This window comes from Streptomyces sp. NPDC048612 (assembly GCF_043199295.1).
In the GTDB taxonomy this organism is placed as follows: domain Bacteria; phylum Actinomycetota; class Actinomycetes; order Streptomycetales; family Streptomycetaceae; genus Streptomyces.
Window position 1 is genome coordinate 133,706 of sequence record NZ_JBICVV010000007.1, and the last position, 25,580, is coordinate 159,285.

A 25,580-nucleotide genomic window follows, 5' to 3' on the forward strand; every position below is an offset into this window, starting at 1 on the left:
GTGATGTGGTCTGCGGACGGGCGTGGCGGCTCTGTCGTGAGAGCGCTAGGAGACGTGGTCAGGTGATGACGTGACCGGGTGGGCATTCCAGGAGTGGTACGCCAGTCCCCAGGTGCGGCGGACCCGTCGACGTGACTCGGGGTAGTGCCAGTTCTTGATGTCCTGAAGCAACTGGTCGTAGTCCAAGGGCGCTTTGACGGACCGGAGTTGGGTGATCAAGCCCCGCAGCCGGTACACCAGGGCGGAGACTGAGGTGGTGTTCACCGCGGCTGCGACCCGGCGGTCCACGGCTTCCGTGCTGAACCGGTCGTCGTGACGTAGCGCGCGCAGGGCCGCCCCCAGCCCGACACCCCTCTTGTGCACGGGGTGGGACTGGCTCTGCTGATGCAGGCCATAGAGCGATAGCGCCGCGTGTTCGGCTTCCAGCTCCGGCGTCACCTGTCCGTCCGTGTGGCTGGTGTAGAAGGGCCAGAGCGCGGGAACCGTGCCAGCTGGCTGCCCCAGACCGGACCGCAGGGCGGCGAGATCTTCGCCGGGCGCCTTGGCGAGCGCCCCGTTCTTGGGATCGATGCGCCAGGTGCCGTCGTTCCGTACGTACTGGCTCCAGTAGCGGCGGACGAGCGTGGACGCCGTGGGTTCGGTGGTGCTGCTGGGGCCGGTCTCGGGTGTGGCAGACACGGCAGTCCCCCTTCACTTTCGTCGGGCAGCCGATCGGTCATGTGTGGTGCGGTGACGGGACGGGTGGAAGAGCGGGGCCTGCACTGCCGCTCAGGCGGACTTCCGCAGGGCCGTGCGACGGGTGAGGATCTCATCCATGCGGTCCAGGAAGTGACGTTCGGCGCGACTGAGCTGATAGAGCCGTTCCTTGCCGTCCTTCGTCACGGTTCTGCCGCTGAAGAGTCCGGGGGCGGCTGTGGAGAGCACCTGTTCGGCCACCTTCCATGTCTCTCGCCCGGCCTTTTGCTCCCATGCCGTCAATCCACGCTCGGACTGTTCGAAGTCCTCACCGACCGTGCGCAGGCCGGCCAGCAGCCGCCGTACCAGCGGATCAAGGGCGTGCAGCAAGGTGTCCCCGGGGCGTTGCCCCTTGTCCCAGGGGATCGGTTCGGTGCCGGCCGCCCGCCGCAGATCAGCGGAGAGATTGTTGACCGCGCCGGCGAGACTTTCCGCCTGGCTCAGGGCCTCCAGAAGCGAGCCGCAGACGATGCCGTCCGGGTTCAGTGCAGTCAACGGTAGGGGAATCTCGTCGAAGAAGACATCCTCGACGACGGAGGACTGAGTGCCGTAGGCGATGCCTGTCAGCTCTACCTGGAGCGGGTACTCCTGGGGCAGCCGCTCCCTGACCGCACCGATGCGGCTCAGCAGAACGCTGGTGTGGAAGCCTGCACGAACGTCCGTCGCATCGATCTGCTCCCCCGCACGATCAACCGCCAGCAATGCGTTCAGACCTCGCCAAGCAGCACGCCCCAGCTGATGTCGTCGAGGACGAACAGGAGAGACGACCTTCCCCTTGCCGCTCTTCTTGCCACGGGTAGCGGCGCTGTCGACGACCCAGGCGGTATGGGGTTCGTGATCGGGCGTGCTGTCCAGTCGGTCACCCGCTGCCACAACGACCTGCGTGACCCGCAGCCCGCTCGGGGTCTCCTCCGGAACCAGCCGGATGCGACGCGACTGCCAGGTCCATACGTCCAACAGCCCACGAGATGCGCGGGCCTGCCAAGCCGGTGTGGCACAGGACAGCGTCTCTTCAACCCTGCTATCCGGCTCGCGACGCCTCCACTGGGGAAGGTCATCGGACAGCAGCGGCTGTCCGAAGGGAATGTTGAGCAGAAGAGTTTCGTAGACGGTACGCCCCTTGGGCATAACGACGCCCAGTTGCCCCAGCGGACCGACCGGATTCCCCGTCGTCTTCCCCGCCTTCACCCGCGGATCGCCCACTGCACCGGTCTTGATGGCGGCCGTGTCCCAACAATGGGTGTGCAGCAGCCACCTTGCAGCCTGCGCCGGGGTCAGCTCCAGCGAGTCCCCCTCCGAACGGGACGAGAACAGCGGCACGTTGTTGCCAGTGGCAGCCGTCGCCACCAGAAGCGCAGCCCCCTTGGTCTCGTCTCTGGCGGTACGCAGCCCCGCTACCTGTGCGAAAGGCGCATCCTTACCGAAGAGGTCGAACAGATGGCGGTGTCCGTCAAGGTAAGCATTGAGCTTGTCGCACTGCTCAGGAGAGAAGGCCCCGGCCTCGAACATCGCAACCCACTCAGCGGCATCCCGCGGCCGTCCCAGCGCATCCACGACGATGGGCAGCAACAACTGCCGGAAAATTGCAGGCTTCTGGGTCGGCAGCTCGACAGCGATGTCCTGGAACCGCTCGGCCCCCAGAAGGAGCCGTCGTACGCCAACTTCTTCGAAGGCGCCAAACCCGCGGTGGCCCTCCCCCACAGCACTGTTCGAGGCGCGTGCACGCAGCCACGCGTCGTCCAGCAAATTACACAACTAGGCTTCCCCCCATACGTCTACGCCATAAGACGCGAGAAACATCGTTGCACAGCAGCCCCCAGCCCCGTCCCGAAATGCCAAAATGAACATCGGAGTGCCGCTCCCCGCACCTGCGGGGTTGGTCCCTCGAAGCCATCACCGCGCTCGCCGTCGCTATCCTGCTCCCCGCACCCGCGGGGTTGGTCCCACGCCCGACGAGATCAAGAAGCAGCTCGCCGACTGCTCCCCGCACCCGCGGGGTTGGTCCCACGAGTACATGGCAAGGGCGTGGTCGGCGGCTCTGCTCCCCGCACCCGCGGGGTTGGTCCCGAGGTCGTGGCGTTGACCAGGGTCAGGGTCCACTGCTCCCCGCACCCGCGGGGTTGGTCCCTTCTCGCCACCATCGCATCAGACAGTGGCGACCTGCTCCCCGCACCCGCGGGGTTGGTCCCGCGGCGCACGACGGGTTCGTGCTGCCGATCCGCTGCTCCCCGCACCCGCGGGGTTGGTCCCGCGGCGCACGACGGGTTCGTGCTGCCGATCCGCTGCTCCCCGCACCCGCGGGGTTGGTCCCGCACGGCAGAGCGAAGACGAGCGACACGAGACCTGCTCCCCGCACCCGCGGGGTTGGTCCCCCCCCGCCGATCAGGGGCTGCTGGCGTGGACGTCTGCTCCCCGCACCCGCGGGGTTGGTCCCTTCCAGCCGGACGTGCCGGAGGTGCTCCAGGTCTGCTCCCCGCACCCGCGGGGTTGGTCCCGGGTAGACGGGGCGGATGCCCAGTGCGTGGTGCTGCTCCCCGCACCCGCGGGGTTGGTCCCGACACCTTCAGCGCAAACCTGCTCCGCGACCTCTGCTCCCCGCACCCGCGGGGTTGGTCCCTGTGCGTTTGAGGCGAAGGGATTGTTCTCCACCTGCTCCCCGCAACCGCGGGGTTGGTCCCGCGCCCCCTGCTCTCCAACTTGGCCTGCCAGGCTGCTCCCCGCACCCGCGGGGTTGGTCCCGAGCTGCCGGTCGGGGAGGAGTCCGCTGCCATCTGCTCCCCGCACCCGCGGGGTTGGTCCCAGGGCTTGATCCGCACCCGCTCCTGGTTCTCTCTGCTCCCCGCACCCGCGGGGTTGGTCCCGACAGCTATGTGCAGGGCCTGTCCCAGCACCTCTGCTCCCCGCACCCGCGGGGTTGGTCCCGACAGCTATGTGCAGGGCCTGTCCCAGCACCTCTGCTCCCCGCACCCGCGGGGTTGGTCCCCTTCCGGTGCGTTGATACGGACGGCGAACATGCTGCTCCCCGCACCCGCGGGGTTGGTCCCCGCACCGGCCGCCTGCCCGGCTATGCCTCGGGCTGCTCCCCGCACCCGCGGGGTTGGTCCCGGAAGGCTGTTCGCCGCGGCTCGGAGGCTCGGCTGCTCCCCGCACCCGCGGGGTTGGTCCCCTCGCGGCGTACCAGAAGCAGCTGAACTCCTCCTGCTCCCCGCACCCGCGGGGTTGGTCCCTCGGGTTGATCGCCCAGCCCGACCGAGAGGACCTGCTCCCCGCACCCGCGGGGTTGGTCCCATCGCCATGACGTCCGGGATGGCGCGCTTGACCTGCTCCCCGCACCCGCGGGGTTGGTCCCTCCGGCTCAGGCTCTGGCTCGACCGGCGGCGCGGGAACGGCCGGGGCTGCTCCCCGCACCCGCGGGGTTGGTCCCTCCAGGTCGAGTTCGCCATTGCCGTAGCGCTCCTGCTCCCCGCACCCGCGGGGTTGGTCCCGTCGACCATCTGGATGACAACCTTGTTCTGCTCTGCTCCCCGCACCCGCGGGGTTGGTCCCATCACCTACCACGTCGCCGAGGCGACCGGCGCCTGCTCCCCGCACCCGCGGGGTTGGTCCCCGCTGTCGTTGTCGCCAAAGGGCTTCGGGCTCCTGCTCCCCGCACCCGCGGGGTTGGTCCCTGCGAGAGGATGTTGGATCCGGCCTTGGACCACTGCTCCCCGCACCCGCGGGGTTGGTCCCGCGTCCCCGAGCGCCACGGCCTGGTGCCGGTCCTGCTCCCCGCACCCGCGGGGTTGGTCCCCTCACAGGTTGGCGTGGCGCCACGCACGCGGTCTGCTTCCCGCACCCGCGGGGTTGGTCCCGTCCCCTTCCCGCAGGTCAGAGCGGTGCGGTCCTGCTCCCCGCACCCGCGGGGTTGGTCCCGGGACACCGTGCCAGGCGCCAGTGGCCTCGGTCTGCTCCCCGCACCCGCGGGGTTGGTCCCGCGCAGCCGTCGGGGTTGTCCTCGACGTCCGCCTGCTCCCCGCACCCGCGGGGTTGGTCCCGTCAACCGCCGGTGGAGCCTGATCATCTGGGTCTGCTCCCCGCACCCGCGGGGTTGGTCCCTTCCCGGTCTCTGTGGACAGTCCCGCCGTGATCTGCTCCCCGCACCCGCGGGGTTGGTCCCGCGGCCGCAAGCCGATGGGAGCGGTTGATTGCCAAGGGCGCCGTCCGCCTGGATCTGGACCACTACCTGGAGGCACTGGTCCGCAAGCCCGGCGCCTTTCCCGGCTCCACCGCGCTCGAACAGGCTCGCTCGGCGGGCAAATTCACCCCGGTCCATGACGCCTGGTGGGATCAGGCCAAGAAGATCCACGGTGAGCGAGACGGCACCCGGGCCCTGATCGAGGTCCTGCTGCTGGGCCGGCACCTGCCTCATGAGCATGTCGTCGCCGGCCTCGCCGCTGCCCTGCGGGCTGGGGCCCTGACAGCGGACGCCGTCGCGCTGGAGGCCCGCAAGGCCGCCCAGGCCGAGACCGAACCCGGCCCCAGGGCAGACCATCTGGCTTCCGGCAAGTTGCCGGCGACGGTGACGTCTCTGAACGAGTGGCGCCTGGCTCATCTTCCGCCGGACACCAGGCCGCTGCCCTCGGTGCCCCCCTATGACCAGTTGCTCCGACGCCGCCGCGACAGCGGCGGTGACCACCGTGAGGGAGAAGCACAGTGACGACCCTGCCCCGCCAGCGAGGCTTGACCGAGCAAGCCGCCGACGCCGCCATCGACACGGCCTGCCGCATGCTGCGGCTGCCGTCGATCCGCAAGGAGTTCTCCGACATCGCCGAGCGGGCGCTGAAGGAGCAGATGAGCTACCGGGGCTTCCTCGCCGAACTGATGATGGCCGAGTGCGACGACCGGGCCCGCCGCCGTTCGGAGCGGCGGATCAAGGCGGCGAACTTCCCTCGGGAGAAGTCCCTTCGGGCGTTCGACTTCGACGCGAACCCCAACATCGACGCGGCTACCGTCCACACCCTCGCCAGCTGTGAATGGATCAAGCAGGGGCAGCCGCTCTGCCTGATCGGCGACTCCGGCACCGGCAAGTCACACATGCTGATCGCCCTGGGCACCGAGGCGGCAATGAAGGGCTACCGGGTCCGCTACACGCTCGCGACGAAGCTGGTGAACGAGCTGGTCGAGGCCGCCGACGAGAAGCAGCTGAACAAGACCATCGCACGCTACGGGCGGGTTGATCTTTTGTGTATTGATGAGCTCGGCTACATGGAGCTGGACCGGCACGGCGCCGAACTCCTGTTCCAGGTTCTGACCGAGCGCGAGGAGAAGAACAGCGTTGCCATCGCCTCCAACGAGTCCTTTGGCGGCTGGACCAAGACGTTCACGGACCCTCGGCTCTGCGCGGCCATCGTCGACCGGCTGACCTTCAACGGAACCATCATCGAGACCGGCACCGACTCCTACCGCCTGGCCAGCACCCGAGCCCGAGCCGAAGAACCCGCCAAGGTCAGCTGATAGAGGCACTCACCCGACAGCCCGCCGGCCCTCACGGACGGCGGGCGGTCCCGCATCGCCTCTCGCTCAATCCCACCAAAGACGTGCCACGGGCTGGAGCCGGCCTTACAAGGACACGGGCTCCGCATCCGTTGCCAGGCGGGCGTGGAGTTCCACGTCGAAGCGGACACCGTCGTATTCGAGCTTCTGTCGCTGCTGTCCCTCCACCGCGAAGCCGGCAGCGCGAGCCACTCCGCATGAGGCGGGATTGTTCACCCGGTGCCCCAGCTCCAGCCGGAAGAGTTCCGCGTCGTCGAAAGCCCAGCGGGCCACAGCACGGCAGGCACGGGAAGCTATGCCCCGGCCACGGGCCGCTGCCGTCGTCCAGTAGGACACCCATCCAGTGGCATGACGCCGATCCACTGAGCCAACACACACCTGGCCGAGAACGAGGCCACCCCCGTCGACGACGGCGAAGGAGTAGGAAGACCCCGCAGCCCACTGGTCACCACGAGCCGTTATCCACCGCTCGGCAGCCGAAACAGAATCAACCGGCTCGATGGACTGGCCACGCATGAGCGGATCCGCGAACGCGGTCATCACCGCCCGGGCGTCCTCGGCCATCCATCTCCGCAGCACCAGGCCAGAGGGGGTATCTACACGATCGCGCACGACGCGAGTCTTCCTCAGCAGGCATCGCCTGTCACGTCGGTTTCCCCAGCAGCCGACAACCCCGCCGGGGCTCGTGTCAGGGACGTGAGCCAACTCCCACCGCCGTTAGTGCCGTCATTTCTCATCGACATCCAAACGAGGAAAGATCACCAACTGCCTCCCAACCTCGTCCACATCTCCTGTTCCTAAAGATGCACGAAGCCAGTCCCGAGGACCTTCCTCAGAAGAGCAGCATTCTTCTCCGCCACATGATCCACCCGCCGCCACCCGCATTCCCGCAGCCACGGCTCAGTCGATTCGCAGTTCACGGTCCGGACGACACAACGCGCATGCCTCCACCCCAGCGGTGAGCGCCTCGATAGCACCGCGTCGGGTGATCGGCCGTACGCGGGGCTGCCCCACGGCGCACTCGCCATGGTGGATGGCCACTGGCTGCGGGTCCGCGCCGACGTTCATCTGCACCGTCCAGGCCGGCGGCGGCCCGGCGCTGGCAGCGACCCGCCGAGCAGCCTCCTGCTCCTGCTGTTCGGCCTCGGCGATGCGCAGCTGGACGCGGTCCAGCTCCAGCCGAAGGTAGGTCGCGATCACCCTCAGCCGGGACAGGTCGGCAGGGAGAGGAGATGCTTCGCTCACACGTTCGATTCTAAGCCTGCCGTGCTCGCTGCACGGCGCCACCGTTGATGTCCTCTGCCACTTGATCTTGGCCGAATGGTCCTCCAGCGTGAAGGGGAGCGGCAGTGGACCAGATGTCGTTTCGGTCGGACATCCCGTTGGGGCCCTTCCTGGTCTGAGACCATCAGCAGGGTCGTACAACTGAACGCAGGGGTGAAGAACATGATCAATCTGGTGCTGCTCGGCGTCGTGGTGCTCGCCGTCGGCGGGTGTGCATGTGTGGTGTGGGCGGAACGCGGCGGACCCCGCTGGGCCCGCCGCGTGGCGACCGTGACGCTCGCCGTAAGCGAGCTGGTGCATCGCTCCGAGAAGCGCCGACGCCGACGCCAGCGCCTGAGTATGACGCCGACCAACAACAGCGGTCGTGACTAGGAACAGCCAAGGGCGCCTGGCAATCGGTCAAGATCACTTGTCAGAGGTCAGTTGAGCTCGCGGCCCGGGGCTCCGACCGCGAATTCGTGGGCTGAATCACGGGCTGAGCTGACCCTCCGCAACGCGATCAGCTGGTGAGTCAGGCCAGCTCGACCGGGGCGGGGAGATCAATCAGTGATGCCGTGACGTCCGAAGGCTCCAGGGGGGGCACGGCGGCTTCGCGCTGACCGGTGCATCATGGACCTGGAGCCCCGAGGGACCCGCCAAGAAGGGCGGAGTGGTACGTGACGCGCATTCTGGTCATCGGTGGTGGGATCGCCGGTACGGCGGCTGCGCTGGCGCTGCACAAGGCGGGGTTCGAAGTCGCCGTGCACGGGCGCACCCTGACACGGCTGAGGATATCGGGGCGTTCCTAGCCGTGGCGAGCAATGGGATGCGCGCACGGGCCGAGCTTGACGCCTCGGGCGTGGTCGCGGCGCTCGGCTTCCCGCTGCGTTCGATGCGGGTTCTCGACGCACAGGGTGGTCACCTGGTCCAGGTGCCGCTGGGCGAGGCCGATGACCCAGGGCTGTGGTACCGGTGCCTGCGCCGGGGCGAGTTGAACGCCGCTCTGCAGGCCGAGGCGGTCCGCCGGGGAATCCGGCTGTCGCACGGGGCACGGCTGGTGTCCGTCGAGAACGGACAGGACGAGGTGACCGTGCGCTTCACTGATGGAAGCGTCGCGACCGGCGATCTGGTCGTCGGCGCGGACGGCCTCAGCTCGACCGTCCGGCGATCGGTCGCACCCGGCGTGGAGCCCGTCTACGCGGTCTTCTACGGCTACACGAGCAGTAATCCGGCGGCGGAGCCCACCGGCCAGTTCACCACAGTGCGGGGCAGCGCCGCGGCGTTCGACTACATGGTCTCGCCGGACGGGGAGACCTACTGGTTCGCCCACGTCAGCGGCGACGCCGTCCCCGCCGGCGAACTCGCACACCCCACGCCGTCCCACTGGCGAGATCAAGTCGTCGCGCTGCTCGCCAAGGACGCCACACCCGCCGCGGACATCGTCGCGGCCTCCGCCGAGGACATCATGGCCACCAACGCCACGGAGATCCCGCCCGGCACCCGCTGGCACTCCGGACGGACGTTGCTCATCGGCGATGCGGCGCACGCGGCTTCGCCGGTGACCGGGCAAGGGGCCTCGATGGCGCTGGAGGACGCCGTCATCCTCGCCAAGTCCCTGCGGGACAGTCCCGACCTGGACAGCGCCCTCTCGTCCTGTTCGGCCTCAGGCACCGCCGGCGGCGCCTTGTATGAGCCCGTTACCGTGGTAGGCGGAACAGCTCCCAGGCAACATCTCCATCAGCCCGGCTGAGGGGCCTACCGTCGGCGGGCGGCCAAGTCGAATCGGGCATCGCGTCCCGCCATGACGCCGACTCAAACCCGGCAAGATCCGGTGTGACGGATCGAGCGAGAGTCCAGTATTAGCCTGGGGACACCGACATCACCTGTGCGGGGTGCTCGACGCCGGAGCGGTGCCCAGGCCGCAATGGCTCTGCGGACCACTGCGCCCTGCTGGAGCCGCAACCCAACCGAAGGGCGCTATATCCGAATCGCTGAAAGTAAGTAAAATCAACTCACCGTCTTCCTGAAACCACAGCTCACAGCCTGTGGTCCCCGCGCATGCGGGGTTGGTCCCCAGCACGCCAGATCATCCATCACGCTCCCTCGGTGGTCCCCGCGCATGCGGGGTTGGTCCATTGGCACCGGGAAGCCGCGATCGGCACTCGCGGTGGTCCCCGCGCATGCGGGGTTGGTCCCTGCCGCTCTGGTGACGGGCTGTTCGTCCTCCAGTGGTCCCCGCGCATGCGGGGTTGGTCCCTTCCGCCACGCCCAACCCCACGGCCAAGGCGTGTGGTCCCCGCGCATGCGGGGTTGGTCCCGCCCTCACCGTGCCCGGCGCGCGCTGCATGTGCTGCTCCCCGCACCCGCGGGGTTGGTCCCGAGATGCGGCTCCTGACCGGCGAGGCCGAGATCTGCTCCCCGCACCCGCGGGGTTGGTCCCGCCGCAGCCAGGTCCGGTGGCGTGGGTGCTGTCTGCTCCCCGTACCCGCGGGGTTGCTTCGGTGGCGCCAGCCGGGCTTTACCGGCCTACTGGCCCTCGCCCCGCACGCCGACCCAGGGACCGTAGTCCGGATCCGGATGGGTCCGCGCGTCCCTTTCAGCCTGCTGCCAATCCGCTCCACGGACCACCCGAATGACAGGGCTTCGGGTGGTGGCCTTGGTCCAAGCCAGGTCGTAGCTCTCCGGCCGGGCAGGCCCCAGGGCTGGGCACATAGCCGTTTTCGCTGCTCGGATGCGGAATACCCAGAGCCCTCCGTCGATTGGTCTTCTTGCAGAGATCACGGGGAGGTGGCACTGGTGGCCGAGTTGATGTTGTTCCGGCGGGACGTGGATGGGCGGGACGCGGAGCTGCCCGGTTCGACGGTGGCGCTGGAGGTGGAGCTGCAGCGGCGGGTCGAGGCCGGTCTGGAGCAGATGCTCGGCATCCGGTTCCTGGCGTCGGAGTACCCGACCGGTCCGTGGCACCGAGGCCGGATCGACACGCTCGGTCTGGACGAGAACGGCAGCCCGGTGGTGATCGAGTTCAAGAAGGGCTCCGACAGCGGGGTGCTGTCGCAGGCCGTCTCATACCTCTCCTGGCTGGAATCGGCGCACCACGAATTCGAGGCGCTTGTCCAGAGGGTGCTGGGCGCGGAGGCTGCCGAGTCGATCAACTGGCGTCGCCCGCGGATGGTCTGCATAGCGGCCGGTTTCTCCCATCACGACCGCGTGGCCGTGCAGCGGCTGCCCGAGCAAATCGACCTGGTGCGCTACCGGATCTTCGAGGACGGCCTGCTGAGCCTGCTGCTCGTCGACTCCTCGCCCGGCTCCCCGAACCCCGCTTCGTCTCCGCCAACCTCCGTTAAGGCAACCCCGATGCTACCGGCGTGCCTGGGCCATCGGGCAGCGGGCAGCGGGCAGGCTGTCAAGGATCGTCACGGTGTCTGGCGTGGCCAGTGCAGATCAGGCGGCTCGAAGAAACACTGCAGCGACTGAAGCTGCCAGTGCATGGACCTGCCATTCTCGGATCCGGCACACCCGGATTGCCGACCGCGCCAGAGGGTCTTCGGGGTGGCTCTAAGACGGAATTACGCCAGGGCGCCCCAGACCCACCGATGTCCTGGATCCACAGCTGGCGCCGTCCCATGATTTTGCATGCGGAGGCCCGCAGGCCCCAGACGTCTCATCCACCATGACAACTGCCGCGTGGTCTCCCAGGCCAGCCCCAGCGAGTCTGCGCTTCCCCGGCATGCTCCAGTAAGTACGTGGCCGCCCCGATCCCGCCACCGGTCCGCTCCGGGGTCCTCGCCCCGCCCCCTCGCCCTGCTGTTGGTCCGCAACCCCGCCCAGCGGCCGGACGGCACCCTCCTCGACCGGCTGCTCGCCGAAGTCGAAGCGCAGCGGCCCGGAGCAGAGGGAACCCGCGGACGTCCCGGGAGCCGTCGCCCTGATGGTCCCAAGGGACGCCGTAGCCGCACGTTCCGCCGCCCCCAAAGACTGACACATGGCTTACCGAGCCTCCTGAGAAGCGCGAGCCCGGCGCCCGAATCGACAGGCCTCCGAGTTGCCGAGTTTGTCGAACGCGTAGAAGCGATCGCCTCCAGGGAAGTTGCCATCCCAGGTGACGAGCGCATGCGACCCGGTCGACCAGGTGGAGTGCGCATCGTGCACCCCGGGCCAGCCGGACAGGCGGCGCGTCGTCGGGCGCTTACGGCAGCGCCCACGGGGATCGCCCTCTCCCCCACCATGTTCAGGCCAAGATATCCGCCGTGTGTTTTCGGACGGCCATGCACGCGCAGCCTTCAGCGCAGCAACAGTGAACAGTGAGTGGACACTCGCTACACCTGGGGGATATCGCCGTGCCGACTGAGCCGACCGAAACAGCGTGGAAGATCCAGTCAGCCGTCGCGGATGCAACGGCCAAGGCGGACTCGAAGGCCGCGCTCGCCTTGACTCTGCAGTCCACCATGCTGGCTGTGCTCAGTCTCCTGGCGAGTTCCCGGCGGGCAGCGGGCGGGTTCGAGTCCGTCGCGGCGCAGACGCTGTTATGGCTCGGTGTCGTACTCATCATGGGGGGTGCCGGTTGCGCCGCATGGGCTGTTTCTCCCCGGCTCGGCAAGGAGCGGCGAGGAGCAGATCCGGATGGCGACTTCCTGTACTTCGGTCACCTGCGGCTCATGGAACCAGCCACGCTGGAGAGGACACTGCGGAGCACGGACCCGTTGCCTTCTCTCACCCGGCAGGTGGTGGTGATGAGCGAAATCGCCTGGGCCAAACACCGCCGGGTGCAGTGCTCTCTCGTACTGGCAGTCGCGGGCTGCGGTTCATTCGCCGTGGCCACCATCTTCGCGTGACGTGCCAGGAGGTGTATCGGTGAACTTCCTCTCCCTGGTCTCTCCTGATGTGTGGCGTGACTTGATCGAACGTGGGCGTCGGCGCACCTACCCGAGCCAGGCAGTGCTGCTGGCCCAGGGCGAGTCGCCCGACGGTGTGATCGCGTTGGTCGACGGCCTCGTCAAGGTGGTGCAGGGCAATGAGGCTGGGGACCGCCTGACGTTGATGCTCCGCGGCCCCGGCGAGGTCCTCGGCGAGATGGGTGTGCTGCTCGACCGGCCGCGCTCGGCGACCGTAACTGCGGTACGTCCCTGTACCGGTGTCGTCATGGCCGCACATGCCTTCCGTGGATACGTGGCCCGGCATCGCCTGGAGCCGGTCGTGTACCGACTGAGCGTGGACCGGCTGAACAGCCAGGAGCGTCTGCGCGCCGACCTTGCTCATCTGCCGCCGCCAGCGCGCCTGGCACGGGTGGTCGTCCATCTCGCGGACGAAGTGGGTCACCGTGACGGGCGCGGCGGTGTTGTTGTCGAACTCGGCATACCCAGGGAGGACTTGGCCACTATGGCGGGTATGAGCCGGTCGTCCGCGATCGCTGCCCTCGCGCGTCTACAGTCCGACGGCATCGTCACACTCGGCCGTCGTCGGCTCGTTGTCAGGGATCTCGCCCTGCTGAGAGTCGCGTCCCAGGACGTCGGGGTGGGTGACGGCGACCGGCCGCCGCGCGGAGCTCACGTGATGTGACGTGCCACACGCCCGTACCGTCCAGCGCTGGACGGTCGGCTCCCGCCTCCTCGAACAGGGTGGTGCTCTCCCCGCCGCATGGGTGGGGAGAGCGACGAGAGGAGCGGCGCATGCTGCCGTCATGGGAGCCCTTGTGGCCCTACCGGGCCGTGCTGGCCGTGGACGCCAGGGACTTCGGAACACTTGACAGCAAGGGAATGCAGCGGGTCAACGCCGACATCCCGCCCCTGCTGGCCCAGGCGCTAAGCGCCAGCAATGTCAGCGCGCACTGGGAACGGCGCGTATTCGGCCAGCACACGGGCGACGGTTACGTCGCCGGCATGGACCCCGAAGTCCTGCCCGCGCTGGTGGGGCACTTCCCCGACGCGCTTCGGCAGGCGCTCGGCCGTCGGCGGGCCGAGAACCCGCACCTCAAGCCGCTGCAGCTGCGGGTCAGCATCCACGTCGGGCCGTTGCCTCAGAGCGGTCTGGGCGTGCCCATGGTGCACACCCACCGACTCCTGGACGACAAGACGGTGCGGACGGTGCTCGGGCGCGGGCATCCCGAGATCACCAACACTGCCGTGATCGTCTCCCAGCGGGTGTACGAGGACGTCTTCGACAGCGGCTGCGTCAACGACGACGTGCTGCCAGCGCACTTCCACCGGCATCTGGTGAGGGTAAAGAAGTTCGAGCAGCCGGCCTATCTGCACCTTCCCGGTTTCGACTGGGGGCTCGCGGATCCGGACATCTTCGAGCCGTCTGCTACAGCCGGGGACGAGGAGGAGCCGGGAGCCGGGGCGCACGTGGCGCCAGCTCCCCCGGCTCCGGCGGGTCCCGGCGCGGTGAACTTCCACCAGTACGGCGAGCAGAGCACCCAGGCTTACAACCTCTACGGCAAGCGGGGGCAGCGATGAGCGACCGGAGCACCGAAGCACACGACTCGACGTACCGCGGTACGGACCCGGAGAAGCCGCCGACGCAGGAAGCCCCGGCTGGCGCACCGCCGTCGAACGCGCCCGAGCTCCACCAATACGGCGACCACAGCGTCCAGGCGTACAACTACGCGGTGCACCTGAACGGTGACTACGTCCAGGATCTGCCCATCGACGGCCACGACCCCGCCTACAGGGCGAGCGAAGACGAGCGCTTCGTCGAACCTCGGGAGCCGAACCGTCTTCCGGAGGCCGCCAAAATCCTCGAAGAGCGCGGCGTCGTGGTGCTATGCGCGCCCGCCGGCAGCGGCCGGCGGACCGCAGCCGTACGGCTCCTGCGCCGTGCGACGGCACTTCGGGAGCCGGAGCTGTTCGACCTCGAACCGGAGTGGGCCAAGCCCGGGACCCAATGCCTGCCCGTGCGGTCGGCGACAGGCTTCGTGCTCGACCTCTCCGACCTCCCAGACGAGCCGCCCGCCCGCTTCGGGCAGGACCTGGTCCGTCATGGAGCGACGCTCTGTGAACGGGGGTCCTTCCTGGTCGTGCTCGCCACCCCGAGCGACTGGCAGGGCGCGTGGGCCGATGCCACCAGCGACGTCACCGTACGGCTGGAGTCCCCCAGCGCGCGGCGTCTGGTCAAGGCCGAGTTCGACGCACACGGTCACGCGGACCGGGCGGCATGGCTGACGGACGAGAAACTCTCCCCGATCTGGGCAGCCGACCCCTCCGCACGTGAGGCGTGCCGACTGGCCGGACTCCTCAGTGCGGCCAAGAGCAGGGAACAGATCAAGGAAGCCGTAGACCGTTTCGGGGACTGGCACACCACGGTAGAGAAGCTTCTTAACAAGCGCGGTTCGGCGGACGGGATTCCGTCGTTGCTGTCCACGCGGGTCACGGTGTGGGCGGGAGCCTTGCTCGACGGAGGGCGGCGCGGTTCCATCGTCCGCGCGTCCGACGACCTGCTCGCCTCACTGGGCCAGGCCCGCGGGCCAGCCGATGTGCTCACCGACGCGACGTCGTCCTATCGGCTTCGAGCTGCCGAGATCGTGCCCGCCGGCGACCGCGCCCACCACGATCGGAGCTGTCAGGGGCTGCCCGCGGCCATCCTGCGCCACCTGTGGGACGAGTTCCCCACCCAGCACGACCTGTTGACGTCGTGGGCGGTCGGTGTCGCCGCGAATCGGTCCGTCCCGGAGGACGATGCCCGCCTGGCAAGCGAGGCCCTTCTGCGCCTGGCGGTGCGTCGGCACGACAGGGCCGTGCTTGACGCTCTCGCGACGGGGCTCACCGGCCCTCGCCGAATCTTGGCCGTCGAGGCGCTCACGAAAGCCGCGACCGATGCCGAACTCGGCCGCTATGTCCGGAACCGGCTCCTCAACTGGGCGGAGTCCAACAATGCGGAGAAGCTCGATCTGGTCGTCGAAGTCTGCGGCGGGCCCTGGGGCTTGGAGCAGCCGGCGCTCGCGCTGACCCGCCTGGGCAAAGCGGCGGGCGGGAAGAAGTTCGGCGACGAGAAGCTGGTCGACGCCTTCCAGGAGCTCGTCCGCCAGGCCCCCGGCCTCGTGGACAAGACGGTCGTGCAGTGGCTGGGAAAGCACGGGGCCGAGGCCGACGGAAAAGCGCGCCGCCAAGCGTTGGGTTCTTTCCTGGCGCTCGTCTCCAGTGAGACGGGTACAGACCTGATCCTCGCCTCGGCGCTCGACGCGTCCAGCAGGGAGCACTACGTCCATGCCTGGCAGGCGTTGCTGTCTACCAACGACGCCGTGGACGCCGTGATCGCCCAGCTCACCTGGTGGCAGGAGCGGTTCGAGCACGACGTCGAACACAGGGACGCGGTGATTGCCCTGCTCGCGGAGGTCTTCGCCCCGCCGAGGCTGCGGTTGCGGCTCGACCGACTCCTGGTGGCCGATGGGGCGGTGGTCCGGCCGTTCTGGCGGGACATCCTCGGCCATGCCATGCAGCACTACAGCCTTGTCCGGAAGGCGTCGGAGGCGTGACCGATCGTCCCGGTCCTTGGTGGAGACGGCGGATCGGCCGGTTCACAGCGCATTGGCCCACCTGCCTGCCGGGCGTCCGCTTCATCGCGCGCGGCACTCTCACCCACGTGGTCTCTCCCCGGGCAGCCGGGAGCCAGCACGGGACCGCCGCGCGAGCGGCGGCCCGCCTGGCCCTGGACGAGCTCGGCCGCGGCATCGCCGCGGAGCACCGGCCCGAGGAGGTGGAGTGCGCTCGGCAGAGGCTCATCCTGGCGGTCTCGGCCTGGCAAACCCCCGACAGCCGTTCCAACCTCTGGTTCAGGGCACGACTCACCCTGCTGCTTCCCCAGCAGGACGCCGACCGAGCTCAGAGTCATCAGAACGCCCTGCGCGACGTGGAACTCCGGCTCGCGCAAGACCGGTTGCGCCGGCAGGAGCTTGCTCGGACCGTGTGCACCGACCGGGATGCCGCCAGGCTGTGGTGGTTGGAGCAACATCTGGACGACCTGTCGGGACTCAACTGGGACTCGTTCAGGGACGCCATCCTGCCTGTGGTAGGGACATCGGTCGCCGAGCGCACACAAGCCGAGCGGCTCGCGCACACCCTCCTCTACGTCTGGGAGCGGTTGGACGCCGTACCCGGGCGGCAGGCGCGGTTCATTGCCACCGCCCGCACGCTCTTCGAACAGATGGGTTGGGCTGATGGGTTCCCCTGGCCGTCGCCGTCCGACGACCTGAAGTCCGCAGCGCCGTCCCCCGCGACCATCCCCTTCGCAACGGAGGACGAGCAGTGAAGACCTCTATACTGCGCTGGATGCTCGACCCGCTTACCAGTCTGCTCGCGCTCTGCCTGTGGTCCCGGGAACACGGCCGCAGGCCGTACGACGCAACATGGCGGCTGGCCAGGGTCATGCGACACCCGGACGAGCTCGTGTATCGCGTTCACGGCCACCGACCCGACGATCCTGACGACGTGCTTCCTTAATCACGGAACAGTGGGCCTTACTGCGAGCCGCCGAGGACAGCGATCAGGCGATGGCCGAACGTGCCCGCACCCTCCTGCGGGCGCCACTGCCAGTCGGTTGACCATGCTCCGAGACCGGCCGCCCCCGAGTACGAATTTGATCGGTTGTCCATCAGCGGTACGCAACAAGGGCCCGTAGGCTGGAGTGGTGCCTGATCAATCCCGTGCCCAGAACAACGCAAGGCATGCGAGTCCGTATGCCACGGGCGGCGGTGGAACCGTCCTCGAGCACCGCTACGGCGCGCTGTTGCTGAGCCATCTCTCCATTACAAGGTCGATATGCCCGAATCGCTGAAAGTAAGTAAAAACAGCTCAGATTCTTCCTGAAGCCGCAGCTCACGGCCTCTGCTCCCCGCACCCGCGGGGTTGGTCCCCAGAGGGGCAACGAGGGAACTTTGGAGGCCCCCTGCTCCCCGCACCCGCGGGGTTGGTCCCTGCATCTCGCCGTGCTGCTCGTCGTCCTTCTGCTGCTCCCCGCACCCGCGGGGTTGGTCCCCGAGGGCCGTTCCTGTTGGCGCAGGAGCGGCCCTGCTCCCCGCACCCGCGGGGTTGGTCCCGACCACGAAGGAGAACTACCGTGAGCCAGACCCTGCTCCCCGCCCCGCGGGGTTGATCCCACCACCTTGACGGCGATCCGGGTCCTGTGGGCCTGCTCCCCGCACCTGCGGGGTTGATCCCACCTGGACGGCTGATATGGGGCCTGGAGGAGGGTGGTCCCCGCGCATGCGAGGTTGGTCCCCGGCGCCGGATGACGAGGGTGGGAGGCGACAGGTGGTCCCCGCGCATGCGGGGTTGGTCCCATCTGGTAGGGCTCGGTCTCGGCCGGGGCCGGGTGGGCCGCGCATGCGGGGTTGGTCCCCCGTTCGTCTTGGGACAGAACGTGTCGAGCGGCTGCTCCCCGCGCATGCGGGGCTGGTCCACCGGGTCCGAGCACTTGCGACGGCGCAGGTCGGTGGTCCCCGCGCATGCGGGGTTGGTCCACGATCCTGGCCGGGGCGAATTCGCCGCCCGAGGTGGTCCCCGCGCCTGCGGGGGATGGTCCTGCCAATACCGTGGAGTCACGCTGACTGCCGCTGCTCCCCACGACACAGGGATGGCCCTTGGGAGGGGCTCGCAGGCGCCTGCACTCCTGCCCTGCTCCTCCGTTGAGAGTCCACCCGAACCTATGAACCCAACTCGAACCGCTTGCTTGGGGAGGTGAGCAGGACTACACCAGAATTCCTCGTCGCTCGAACCCGAGGGATGACGTGGCGATGGGACGCGATTGCCAAACGCTGTCGGAATAATTGCGCCGCAGGGCTTACGACGTCTAAGAGGGAGTGGCCATGCCTGAATTTTGGATTGGGCATCGAAGGTATCGGACGAAGGGGGAGGCGAAAGAGGCCGTGCGCGCAGTGCTGTACCGGTACCCCATGGGTAGCATCGTGGACCAGGAGGGCGACCATCAGCTGCTGCTGGACCTTCTCGACAAGCATCATGAAGCGGAAGACAAGGTCGGCCCCGGCATTGATGCGTTTGCGATCGCTCCGCCCCAGCGAGGCCCGTATCCGGGATTCGAGGTGCTTCGTACGGACGGGAGCCGCATCGACTTCTCGTACCAGACCTGCCTGAGTCGCCCTACCTACCGCCAACAGGTCATGAACGTCATGCGAGACGAGGTTAAGACTCACGTCAACACCTACTTCGAGGCTCGAAAGGAAGCTGGCTCGTTAACCTCGGACCAGTCCGGCGTGCCTCTGAATAGCAGCAACACGGCTGTCAGCTACTTCCGCGGACCCTCGTTTGTGGTCATCGCAGAGGAGTTCGCCGGGACGGTCGGCGGGTGGGAAGCGATTGAAATGACCCCGTCGACGGAGCCCGGTCTCGGAAGGTTCAGGGATCGCCAGTTGGCTCAACAATGGTGCAGCCACCATCAGGAGCGTGCTGTGCTTGGACTTCTTTCGTCGCAGGAGAACCAGAGACGTCCTCGCAGATAGCACCCAGATGGACTCCCTACGTGGGAGAGATCATGGTTGGCACTCGGCCTGTCGGGGGCCGTCGACCACTGGATCGTCGGTGCTTGCTTGCCGCTCCCGCAGGGATGGTCCCTCGACGCCGGGAGGCGCCATCGCCAACAACTCCTGCTCCCCGCACACGCGGGGTTGGTCCCGGGAATCGTCTGATATCGAAGGCCACTCGCCGCTGCTCCCCGCACCCGCGGGGTTGGTCCCGATGGTGTTGCGGAGCTTGTACGTTTCGATCTCTGCTCCCCGCACTCGCGGGGTTGGTCCCTCGGACTCGGTGGCCGGGTCGCCGGCGAACGGCTGCTCCCCGCACCCGCGGGGTTGGTCCCGGGAGCATGTACGCGAGCCCCAGCAGGGCCCGCTGCTCCCCGCACCCGCGGGGTTGGTCCCAGGTCCTCCGCGATGGCGTTGCGGCTCCGCGCGTGGTCCCCGCGCATGCGGGGTTGGTCCCGTACGTCAAGCAGTACGCGACCACCGCCGTGCCTGCTCCCCGCACCCGCGGAGTTGGTCCCGTGTCCGCGTCGGTGGGCCAAGGTGTGGCACCTGCGAGGTTGTGCCCTTGCTGTACAGGCGTGGAGAGCAAAGCTCAGCCGCTTTTCGGGATTCGGATAGACCTACGCATTACGAGACCGTGAGCAGTCATGCTGCCTGGTGCTGCGTGGTGCCGTCTCGTGACGTTTCCACTGATCAGAACGGGTGCACCGGGTTGGGGCGTGCTACCCCGTGCTGCGTCGTCCAAAGGCATCTGTCCACCGGCTGTCCACCGCTGCCTCTCCTTGTGCACCACACAGTGACCACCCGCCGACTCGCTGGCCACGGCCCAAGTCCCTTCGATCCCCCAGTCTCATACGCTTGTGGAGACTTAACAAGCGCCGCCTCCACCTCGTGCGACACCACCACACTTGAGATCCTCATCCCCCTGGGGGCAGCGTGCGGGCCGGGGCCTCTCCCTCCCACGCAGACAGGTCCGGCGAGCGGCACAGTCCGTCCCGTGCACCAGAGCCCGGTCGACGCACCGCACGTCGACGCGAGGACCAGGTCCGGGGCTGCCGGAGGAGGCCGTGACCCTCGGCCGGCCCCGGGGGCTTCCGGCTGCGCGGCCAAGACCTACTCGACTGCGACAGCTAACGCGTGAGCATCCACGCCGCCGCGGGCCAGTCGACTGTGGACGACGTCGCCTGACTGGCTTCTACGGAGAGCGCCCGCGGCTTCGTGTGGGCAGGCTGAGGCAGATTGATGCGACCGTGGCGGGGGCTCCTGACCGCGAATGATGGCTCCCGTCCGGGTTGCACTTGCAGCGACAGGGGAGAGAAGAGAGACGAGAGTTCCCTCTTTCGGATGACTATATGCGAATCAGATCACTCGCCTCTCGCAAGCTTGAGGATATTTCCCTGACCTGAACGCCCTACCCATGATCGAATCTGACCGTCTATGCACAATCTGCTCTGCCTATTGGGCATTCCGTGCGTCAACTCACCTACAGGCGGGGGGCAGTGAGCCCATTTTCAGAAGTTTCACGCCAGTGGTAGTGCGGGCGGCTGCTCGCTACGTTACGGGCAGGACAGCAAGAAGGGCTCCGAGGCGACGGCAGCCGGACTCGAAGCCCTCACGCGTCCGCTCCACCCGATCCCTAAAGGAGGACTTCGAGTTGATCGCACGCATGCACCAGAACTGGATCAGTCAGCGTCCGGTGTCTTTCGGCAATAGCGTTCCACCCTATGGTCTCGGCCAATCAGTGATCATGAACATTCTTGCAGTCACAGTACGGTGGCGCTCTGTTCTGACGACTGCTCTGATCATTGTCGCGGTCTGCCAGGGTGGCCTACTGAGGGCCGGCGTGCTCCTGTCCCTGACGCCAATGGTGCTGGCAGATCGTTCCGTTCTCACCTTCCTACGGGCTTGGAGGCGATAGCCCATGCGTGAAGGCTGCAGCACGGCTCCATGAGCCCCTGCCCGGCTGACCCGTCCGAGGGCAGCCGGGCTTTCGCGACGCCGCAGGGCGGGTGACAGGGGAGGCAGACACCGCGCGGAGGTATGACGGATTTGCAAGCGAAGCCTGTTGGGATATGCCGTCTCGCGTGGAGCGAGGTGACTTGGTCGCGTGAGCCCGCATTGCGCACAGCCAAACCTATGGCGCTCGCGGCCGCATGTTCGCCCCCGACGACTACGGGCATGCCATGTGACCGTTAGATCCTGCTCTGGGGTTAGTTAACCGGCAGATGAGACGCGACTGCTGTCGCAGGACGCATGACTGACGTAGGCGCACGGCCGCGAGGGGGGCATCGTTTCCAGTCGGCGCCGTGGAGATTCAACGGACTGCGGTCCGCATTGCCGCGTCCCCGCCGAGGCTTCTTTGAGCAGGTCAAAACAACCGCCTTGCAGGGTCTCGCGACTTGGCAACCGTGCCGTCTGGTTTCAGCCATCGTAGGCGCCCGTGCAACACCTTGTCCCAGTCGCATAAGCATTCCCCTCCCTTGCGGGACCGTGTTGCACGGGGCTACCCGTCAGGCGTCAGAGCTGGTGGGGGCAGCGACATGGAGCAGCACCCAAGCCCAGGCGCCCTGGGTACGCATTGCATATGCGCCAGGCATACGATCCAGCCGACTGATGTCCGCGTGCCGGCGCCGGGGCATGGAAATCACGCACAGGAATCGACCGATTCCCCCCTCCCAAGTCACCCTGGACTATCGGGCGAGGTAGCCCGATGCGAGCCGATACTCCTAGCATGGGTGGACTCACTCACCAGGAGACCTGCGCACCCCCCATGAGGGCCGGACGCGGGCCGGCTACGCGGGGAGCATCGCATTCCTATTGATGTCAGCAAACCCAGCGTCGCAAGAATGTACGACCATTTACTTGGCGGTACGGACAACTATTTCTCCGACCGCCTAGCGTGTGACGACCTGTTGCGGATGGCGCCTAGCACTAGGGAACTCGCCCTCATCAACAGGGCGTTCTTGATCCGCTCTGTCCGCTTTCTCGCGGCGCAGTGCGGTGTCCGCCGGTTCATCGACTTCGGATCGGGCCTTCCGACTCACCCTAACGTCCACGAAGTGGCGCAGGAAATCGACGATACCGCTCAAGTCGTTTACGTGGACAACGACCCTATCGTCCTGGCTCACGGGCGCATGATGCTCCAGGAGGACATGAAGACCACCGCAGTGATCATGAGCGACATGCGGGACACAGAGCGGATCTTCGCCACCGACCAGGTGCACCGACTCCTTCGAGACAGCCTGCCTGTGGCAGCCCTCTTCGTCTCCGTGCTGCACTGCATCCCCAACAACTCCACTCCCGACCCCTGGCAGCTCGTGCGTGACGTAGCAAGACGACTACCGCCGGGCAGCTACCTAGTGATCTCGCAACTCACCAGCGATGACCCTAAGCTGCGCGAAGACGTGACACGCTTCATGTGTGACATCACCGAAGGCAATTGGGGGGAAGTTCGTTCCTTTCACGATGTGCGCCGCTTCTTCGAGGGACTCGAAATGCAAGAAGCCGACGAACCGTGCGAGGTCTCGCAATGGCGACCCGACTCCCAGATTTCTCCTCGCCAGGCAACACAGGAGTGGGTGGAATACGGCGGCGTCGCTCGAATTTCCTAACGCCTACCGCAGCTTGTTGGCGTAGACATCGAGCAGCTTCAAGGAAGCCTCCTTGTCCATGGCATGTGCCCACAACTCTTCGAAGGATGCCTTGTGCCTCTCCACGGGCTCTCGCTCGTTCTCGTATGTCCCGCCTTCATTGCTGCATTCGATGTATACGACGTCACCACCCTGGCCAGCAGCGAACTTGAGAAGAGTCATAGCCGTCTTGAGTGGGGTGACGAACTCCGCTGCCGAGAAGGGCAAGACGCGGATGTGAACCCGTGACTTGTTCTCACCGTAGTTGTACAGCTGGCGGAGCTGTCCGCGCATCACGGATCGGCCTCCCGTCGGCCGGCTGAGGACGTTTTCGTCCAACACCACATACAAGTCAGGTGCGTTGGCCTGGTCCAGAAGACTCTGTCGCTGGAGGCGTACCGTCAGCCTCCGCTCGATCATCTTCGCGGCCTTGAGGTCGACACCGTCGCTGCCCGGCCGCCTGTACGGGGCGCGCATCAAGGCACGTGCGTAATCTGACGTCTGGAGCAGGCCGGGAACGAAGTTTCCCTGGTAGGTCCAGATCTGGTGAGCAGAGTTCTCCATGCTGAACAGCCGGCTGAGCCACCCCGGCACGACGTCCGAGAATCCGGACCACCATTCCTTGGTCCTTGCCTGGCCCACCAAGGCGCGCAGCTCGTCAAGTTCCTCGGCATCCTGGATGCCGAGGAACTTGACGAGCTTGATCACGGCCTGTTCCTGGACAGTGACCTTGCCCCCTTCGTACTTGCTCAGCATGGACACCGAGCTGAAGGCGCCGGCATCCACAACCTGCTTCTGGGTGAGCCCTGCTTGCTTGCGCAGCTGAAGGAGGTACTTGCCCAGCACGAGGTCGGCAGTAGCCGGCGCTTCCTCGTCGCCGCCTACAACAACGCTCAATACCCGATCCGACACTCGAACTCCTCATACAGAAGGCGATTCCATCACCCTATTCCAGCATGAGGAGCCGACGCGTCAGTAACCAGTTTTGGCCATCGACTTTCAGACAGCCATGTTGTCGAACTCTCCTTTACGTGCGCCGTCCAGGAAGGCCGCCATCTCCGAACACGTGAACACCAGGGCAGCTCCGTCCGGGAAGCGGGAGTTGCGGAACGCCACCTCGCCGCTCCCCAGTTTTGCAATTTCAACGCAATCATGAAGTGGGTCGCTCGCACTGGCCTTCACCCAGCGCGCCCCCTTAATCGACTTTGCCGCCACCCCGTTGCGGTACTCCGCCATGTGAACCTACCCCTTCCCCTCCGACCTGCATCAACCCCGTTGACGCCCGAGACGCCAATAGGGACTCCCCGTCGCGCTGCGGTCACGTGAAACCCGCCCTGAAATTTCATGGAGCATCGGGTTATTGATGATCCTAGCTGTGGACCAGGGGGCCTGCCGTCCCTCGAAAGAGTGTTCTTGCGAGATGACGATATGACCCTTGCCCATCGAATAGCCGTGCGGAAGCATCGAGCATCCAGACCTGAGAGATTGGCCGAAGCGCCAGCGGTGGCGTGACGGGTGGCCTGCCCTGATGAAAAGAACTCGCCGGGCTCCCGACGTACCTGGAGAACCGCAAATAAAGGAGCTTTCGATATTCGGTGTCGCCGGATTTCTGTGCCGTAGCGACGTTTCCCAACGAAGGCGTTGAAGCAGAATTCGACGTTCTACTGCACAACGGTGGCGAAGCACTGCGCCGTTATCCGGCACCGTTTCTCTGACAAGCCCGCGAGCAGCGCCATCGCGGTCCTGCCGTACTGAGAGAGTTGTCGGCCGACCCGAGCAGTGCCGGTCAGCAAAGCGTGGTCACCGCGGACGCTGCTGCCAAGGCGCAGTCCTGGCCACGCAGGTGCGTCACCCCCCGGAGCTGGGCAAAGGATCGCTTTGACCGACTGGGTGAGGAATACCCAGAGCCGTCCGTCGATTGGTCTTCTTGCAGAGATCACGGGGAGGTGGCACTGGTGGCCGAGTTGATGTTGTTCCGGCGGGACGTGGATGGGCGGGACGCGGAGCTGCCCGGTTCGACGGTGGCGCTGGAGGTGGAGCTGCAGCGGCGGGTCGAGGCCGGTCTGGAGCAGATGCTCGGCATCCGGTTCCTGGCGTCGGAGTACCCGACCGGTCCGTGGCACCGAGGCCGGATCGACACGCTCGGTCTGGACGAGAACGGCAGCCCGGTGGTGATCGAGTTCAAGAAGGGCTCCGACAGCGGGGTGCTGTCGCAGGCCGTCTCATACCTCTCCTGGCTGGAATCGGCGCACCACGAATTCGAGGCGCTTGTCCAGAGGGTGCTGGGCGCGGAGGCTGCCGAGTCGATCAACTGGCGTCGCCCGCGGATGGTCTGCATAGCGGCCGGTTTCTCCCATCACGACCGCGTGGCCGTGCAGCGGCTGCCCGAGCAAATCGACCTGGTGCGCTACCGGATCTTCGAGGGCGGCCTGCTGAGCCTGCTGCTCGTGGACTCCTCGCCCGGCTCCCCGACCGCCGCTTCGTCTCGGCGAAGCCGAGAGACGGTGGTCGGCAGCCCGTCAGCGGCACCGGTTTCTCCTTCGCCGGCGGGTGCCGGCCTTGTTCCGGGGTGCCTACAGGACCTGTACGCGGAGCTGGACGACGCTCTGACGGCGTGGGGAGAGGTCGAGGTGGCGCCTCTGCGGCACTACATCGCCTATCGGCGGCTGGTGAACGTGGCATCGGTGATCTTCCGTCCGAAGCACGAGGCGATCCTGGTCTATCTCAGACTCGACCCGGACACGGTCACGCTGGAGGAGGGCTTCACCCGGGACATGCGCGGCATCGGGCACCTCGGGACCGGGGACCTGGAGGTGCGCCTCGTCTCGGCAGCCGACCTAGAGAAGGCCGTGCCGCTGATTAGGCGGGCGTTCGAGGCGGCGTGAGCCGCGCGGAGGGGTGGCACGTCAATCCCCCTTGGCCCGCCACCCCCTCGGCGATGTCAGAGCATCGTG

18 protein-coding genes, 1 pseudogene and 1 CRISPR repeat array are annotated in these 25,580 nt (G+C 67.1%); of the genes and pseudogenes, 13 read left to right on the forward strand and 6 right to left on the reverse strand.

Annotated features, from left to right (window positions below; translation table 11 throughout):
* Window positions 1–45 precede the first annotated feature (45 nt).
* Together casB and casA are read right to left on the reverse strand one after the other, a co-directional pair.
* The gene (casB, locus tag ACGFN2_RS13555) at window positions 46–678 is read right to left on the reverse strand and encodes a type I-E CRISPR-associated protein Cse2/CasB (RefSeq protein ID WP_393359972.1); all 633 of its coding nucleotides are present in this window, start codon (window positions 676–678) and stop codon (window positions 46–48) included.
* 90 nt (window positions 679–768) lie between these two features.
* Entirely contained in the window at window positions 769–2,481 is a 1,713-nt protein-coding gene (casA, locus tag ACGFN2_RS13560; RefSeq protein ID WP_393359974.1) for a type I-E CRISPR-associated protein Cse1/CasA, read from the reverse strand.
* Window positions 2,482–2,590: 109 nt separating this feature from the next.
* A CRISPR array of direct repeats spans window positions 2,591–4,891; the repeat unit is 29 nt; unit sequence CTGCTCCCCGCACCCGCGGGGTTGGTCCC.
* Between the two features lie 24 nt (window positions 4,892–4,915).
* Between casA and ACGFN2_RS13565 the strand changes: the two genes are divergently transcribed.
* Complete coding sequence (locus tag ACGFN2_RS13565; protein ID WP_393359976.1) at window positions 4,916–5,431, forward strand: hypothetical protein; 516 nt, start codon at window positions 4,916–4,918, stop codon at window positions 5,429–5,431.
* 23 nt (window positions 5,432–5,454) lie between these two features.
* Window positions 5,455–6,228: an IS21-like element helper ATPase IstB gene (gene istB / locus ACGFN2_RS13570; protein ID WP_274740426.1), complete on the forward strand. Its 774-nt coding sequence runs from the start codon at window positions 5,455–5,457 to the stop codon at window positions 6,226–6,228.
* Between the two features lie 105 nt (window positions 6,229–6,333).
* On the opposite strand, the gene ACGFN2_RS13575 is transcribed toward istB, so the two are convergent.
* Window positions 6,334–6,879 (reverse strand): GNAT family N-acetyltransferase, encoded by a 546-nt coding sequence (locus ACGFN2_RS13575; protein WP_393359978.1) that lies wholly within the window; start codon window positions 6,877–6,879, stop codon window positions 6,334–6,336.
* Between the two features lie 288 nt (window positions 6,880–7,167).
* A complete protein-coding gene (locus tag ACGFN2_RS13580; RefSeq protein ID WP_393359980.1) occupies window positions 7,168–7,512 on the reverse strand; it encodes a DUF6233 domain-containing protein in 345 nt (114 codons plus the stop codon).
* 201 nt (window positions 7,513–7,713) lie between these two features.
* On the opposite strand from ACGFN2_RS13580, the gene ACGFN2_RS13585 reads away from it, so the two are divergent.
* The 10 genes and pseudogenes from ACGFN2_RS13585 (at window position 7,714) to ACGFN2_RS13630 (ending at window position 22,608) form a co-directional block, all read left to right on the forward strand.
* Entirely contained in the window at window positions 7,714–7,923 is a 210-nt protein-coding gene (locus tag ACGFN2_RS13585; RefSeq protein WP_211117544.1) for a hypothetical protein, read from the forward strand.
* Window positions 7,924–8,207: 284 nt separating this feature from the next.
* Window positions 8,208–9,280 (forward strand): annotated as a pseudogene (locus tag ACGFN2_RS13590) (FAD-dependent monooxygenase).
* Window positions 9,281–10,326: 1,046 nt separating this feature from the next.
* Window positions 10,327–11,004 carry a hypothetical protein gene (locus ACGFN2_RS13595; protein ID WP_393359983.1) on the forward strand — a complete coding sequence of 226 codons (678 nt, stop codon included), beginning with the start codon at window positions 10,327–10,329 and terminating at the stop codon, window positions 11,002–11,004.
* A gap of 863 nt (window positions 11,005–11,867) precedes the next feature.
* Window positions 11,868–12,362: a Pycsar system effector family protein gene (locus ACGFN2_RS13600; RefSeq protein WP_393359985.1), complete on the forward strand. Its 495-nt coding sequence runs from the start codon at window positions 11,868–11,870 to the stop codon at window positions 12,360–12,362.
* 19 nt (window positions 12,363–12,381) lie between these two features.
* Window positions 12,382–13,086, forward strand: coding sequence for a Crp/Fnr family transcriptional regulator (locus tag ACGFN2_RS13605; RefSeq protein WP_393359987.1), 705 nt, complete (start codon window positions 12,382–12,384; stop codon window positions 13,084–13,086).
* A 110-nt stretch (window positions 13,087–13,196) separates the two neighbouring features.
* Window positions 13,197–13,982 carry a hypothetical protein gene (locus tag ACGFN2_RS13610; protein WP_393359989.1) on the forward strand — a complete coding sequence of 262 codons (786 nt, stop codon included), beginning with the start codon at window positions 13,197–13,199 and terminating at the stop codon, window positions 13,980–13,982.
* The gene (locus ACGFN2_RS13615; protein WP_393359991.1) at window positions 13,979–15,997 is read left to right on the forward strand and encodes a hypothetical protein; all 2,019 of its coding nucleotides are present in this window, start codon (window positions 13,979–13,981) and stop codon (window positions 15,995–15,997) included. The genes ACGFN2_RS13610 and ACGFN2_RS13615 overlap by 4 nt, the downstream gene beginning before the upstream one ends.
* Complete coding sequence (locus tag ACGFN2_RS13620) at window positions 15,994–16,770, forward strand: hypothetical protein (protein WP_393359993.1); 777 nt, start codon at window positions 15,994–15,996, stop codon at window positions 16,768–16,770. Before ACGFN2_RS13615 ends, ACGFN2_RS13620 begins: the two co-directional genes overlap by 4 nt.
* A 1,555-nt stretch (window positions 16,771–18,325) precedes the next feature.
* The gene (locus tag ACGFN2_RS13625; protein ID WP_393359995.1) at window positions 18,326–18,976 is read left to right on the forward strand and encodes a DCL family protein; all 651 of its coding nucleotides are present in this window, start codon (window positions 18,326–18,328) and stop codon (window positions 18,974–18,976) included.
* A 2,837-nt stretch (window positions 18,977–21,813) separates the two neighbouring features.
* Window positions 21,814–22,608, forward strand: a complete 795-nt coding sequence (locus ACGFN2_RS13630; RefSeq protein WP_393360216.1) for an SAM-dependent methyltransferase — start codon at window positions 21,814–21,816, stop codon at window positions 22,606–22,608.
* Between the two features lie 3 nt (window positions 22,609–22,611).
* Here the strand turns inward: ACGFN2_RS13630 and ACGFN2_RS13635 are convergent, their stop codons facing one another.
* Together ACGFN2_RS13635 and ACGFN2_RS13640 are read right to left on the reverse strand one after the other, a co-directional pair.
* Window positions 22,612–23,538 carry a helix-turn-helix transcriptional regulator gene (locus tag ACGFN2_RS13635; protein ID WP_393359997.1) on the reverse strand — a complete coding sequence of 309 codons (927 nt, stop codon included), beginning with the start codon at window positions 23,536–23,538 and terminating at the stop codon, window positions 22,612–22,614.
* 87 nt (window positions 23,539–23,625) lie between these two features.
* Window positions 23,626–23,862, reverse strand: a complete 237-nt coding sequence (locus ACGFN2_RS13640; protein WP_393359998.1) for a DUF397 domain-containing protein — start codon at window positions 23,860–23,862, stop codon at window positions 23,626–23,628.
* A 719-nt stretch (window positions 23,863–24,581) separates the two neighbouring features.
* Between ACGFN2_RS13640 and ACGFN2_RS13645 the strand changes: the two genes are divergently transcribed.
* Window positions 24,582–25,511 carry a DUF5655 domain-containing protein gene (locus ACGFN2_RS13645; RefSeq protein WP_393360000.1) on the forward strand — a complete coding sequence of 310 codons (930 nt, stop codon included), beginning with the start codon at window positions 24,582–24,584 and terminating at the stop codon, window positions 25,509–25,511.
* The last annotated feature ends 69 nt before the right edge of the window (window positions 25,512–25,580 follow it).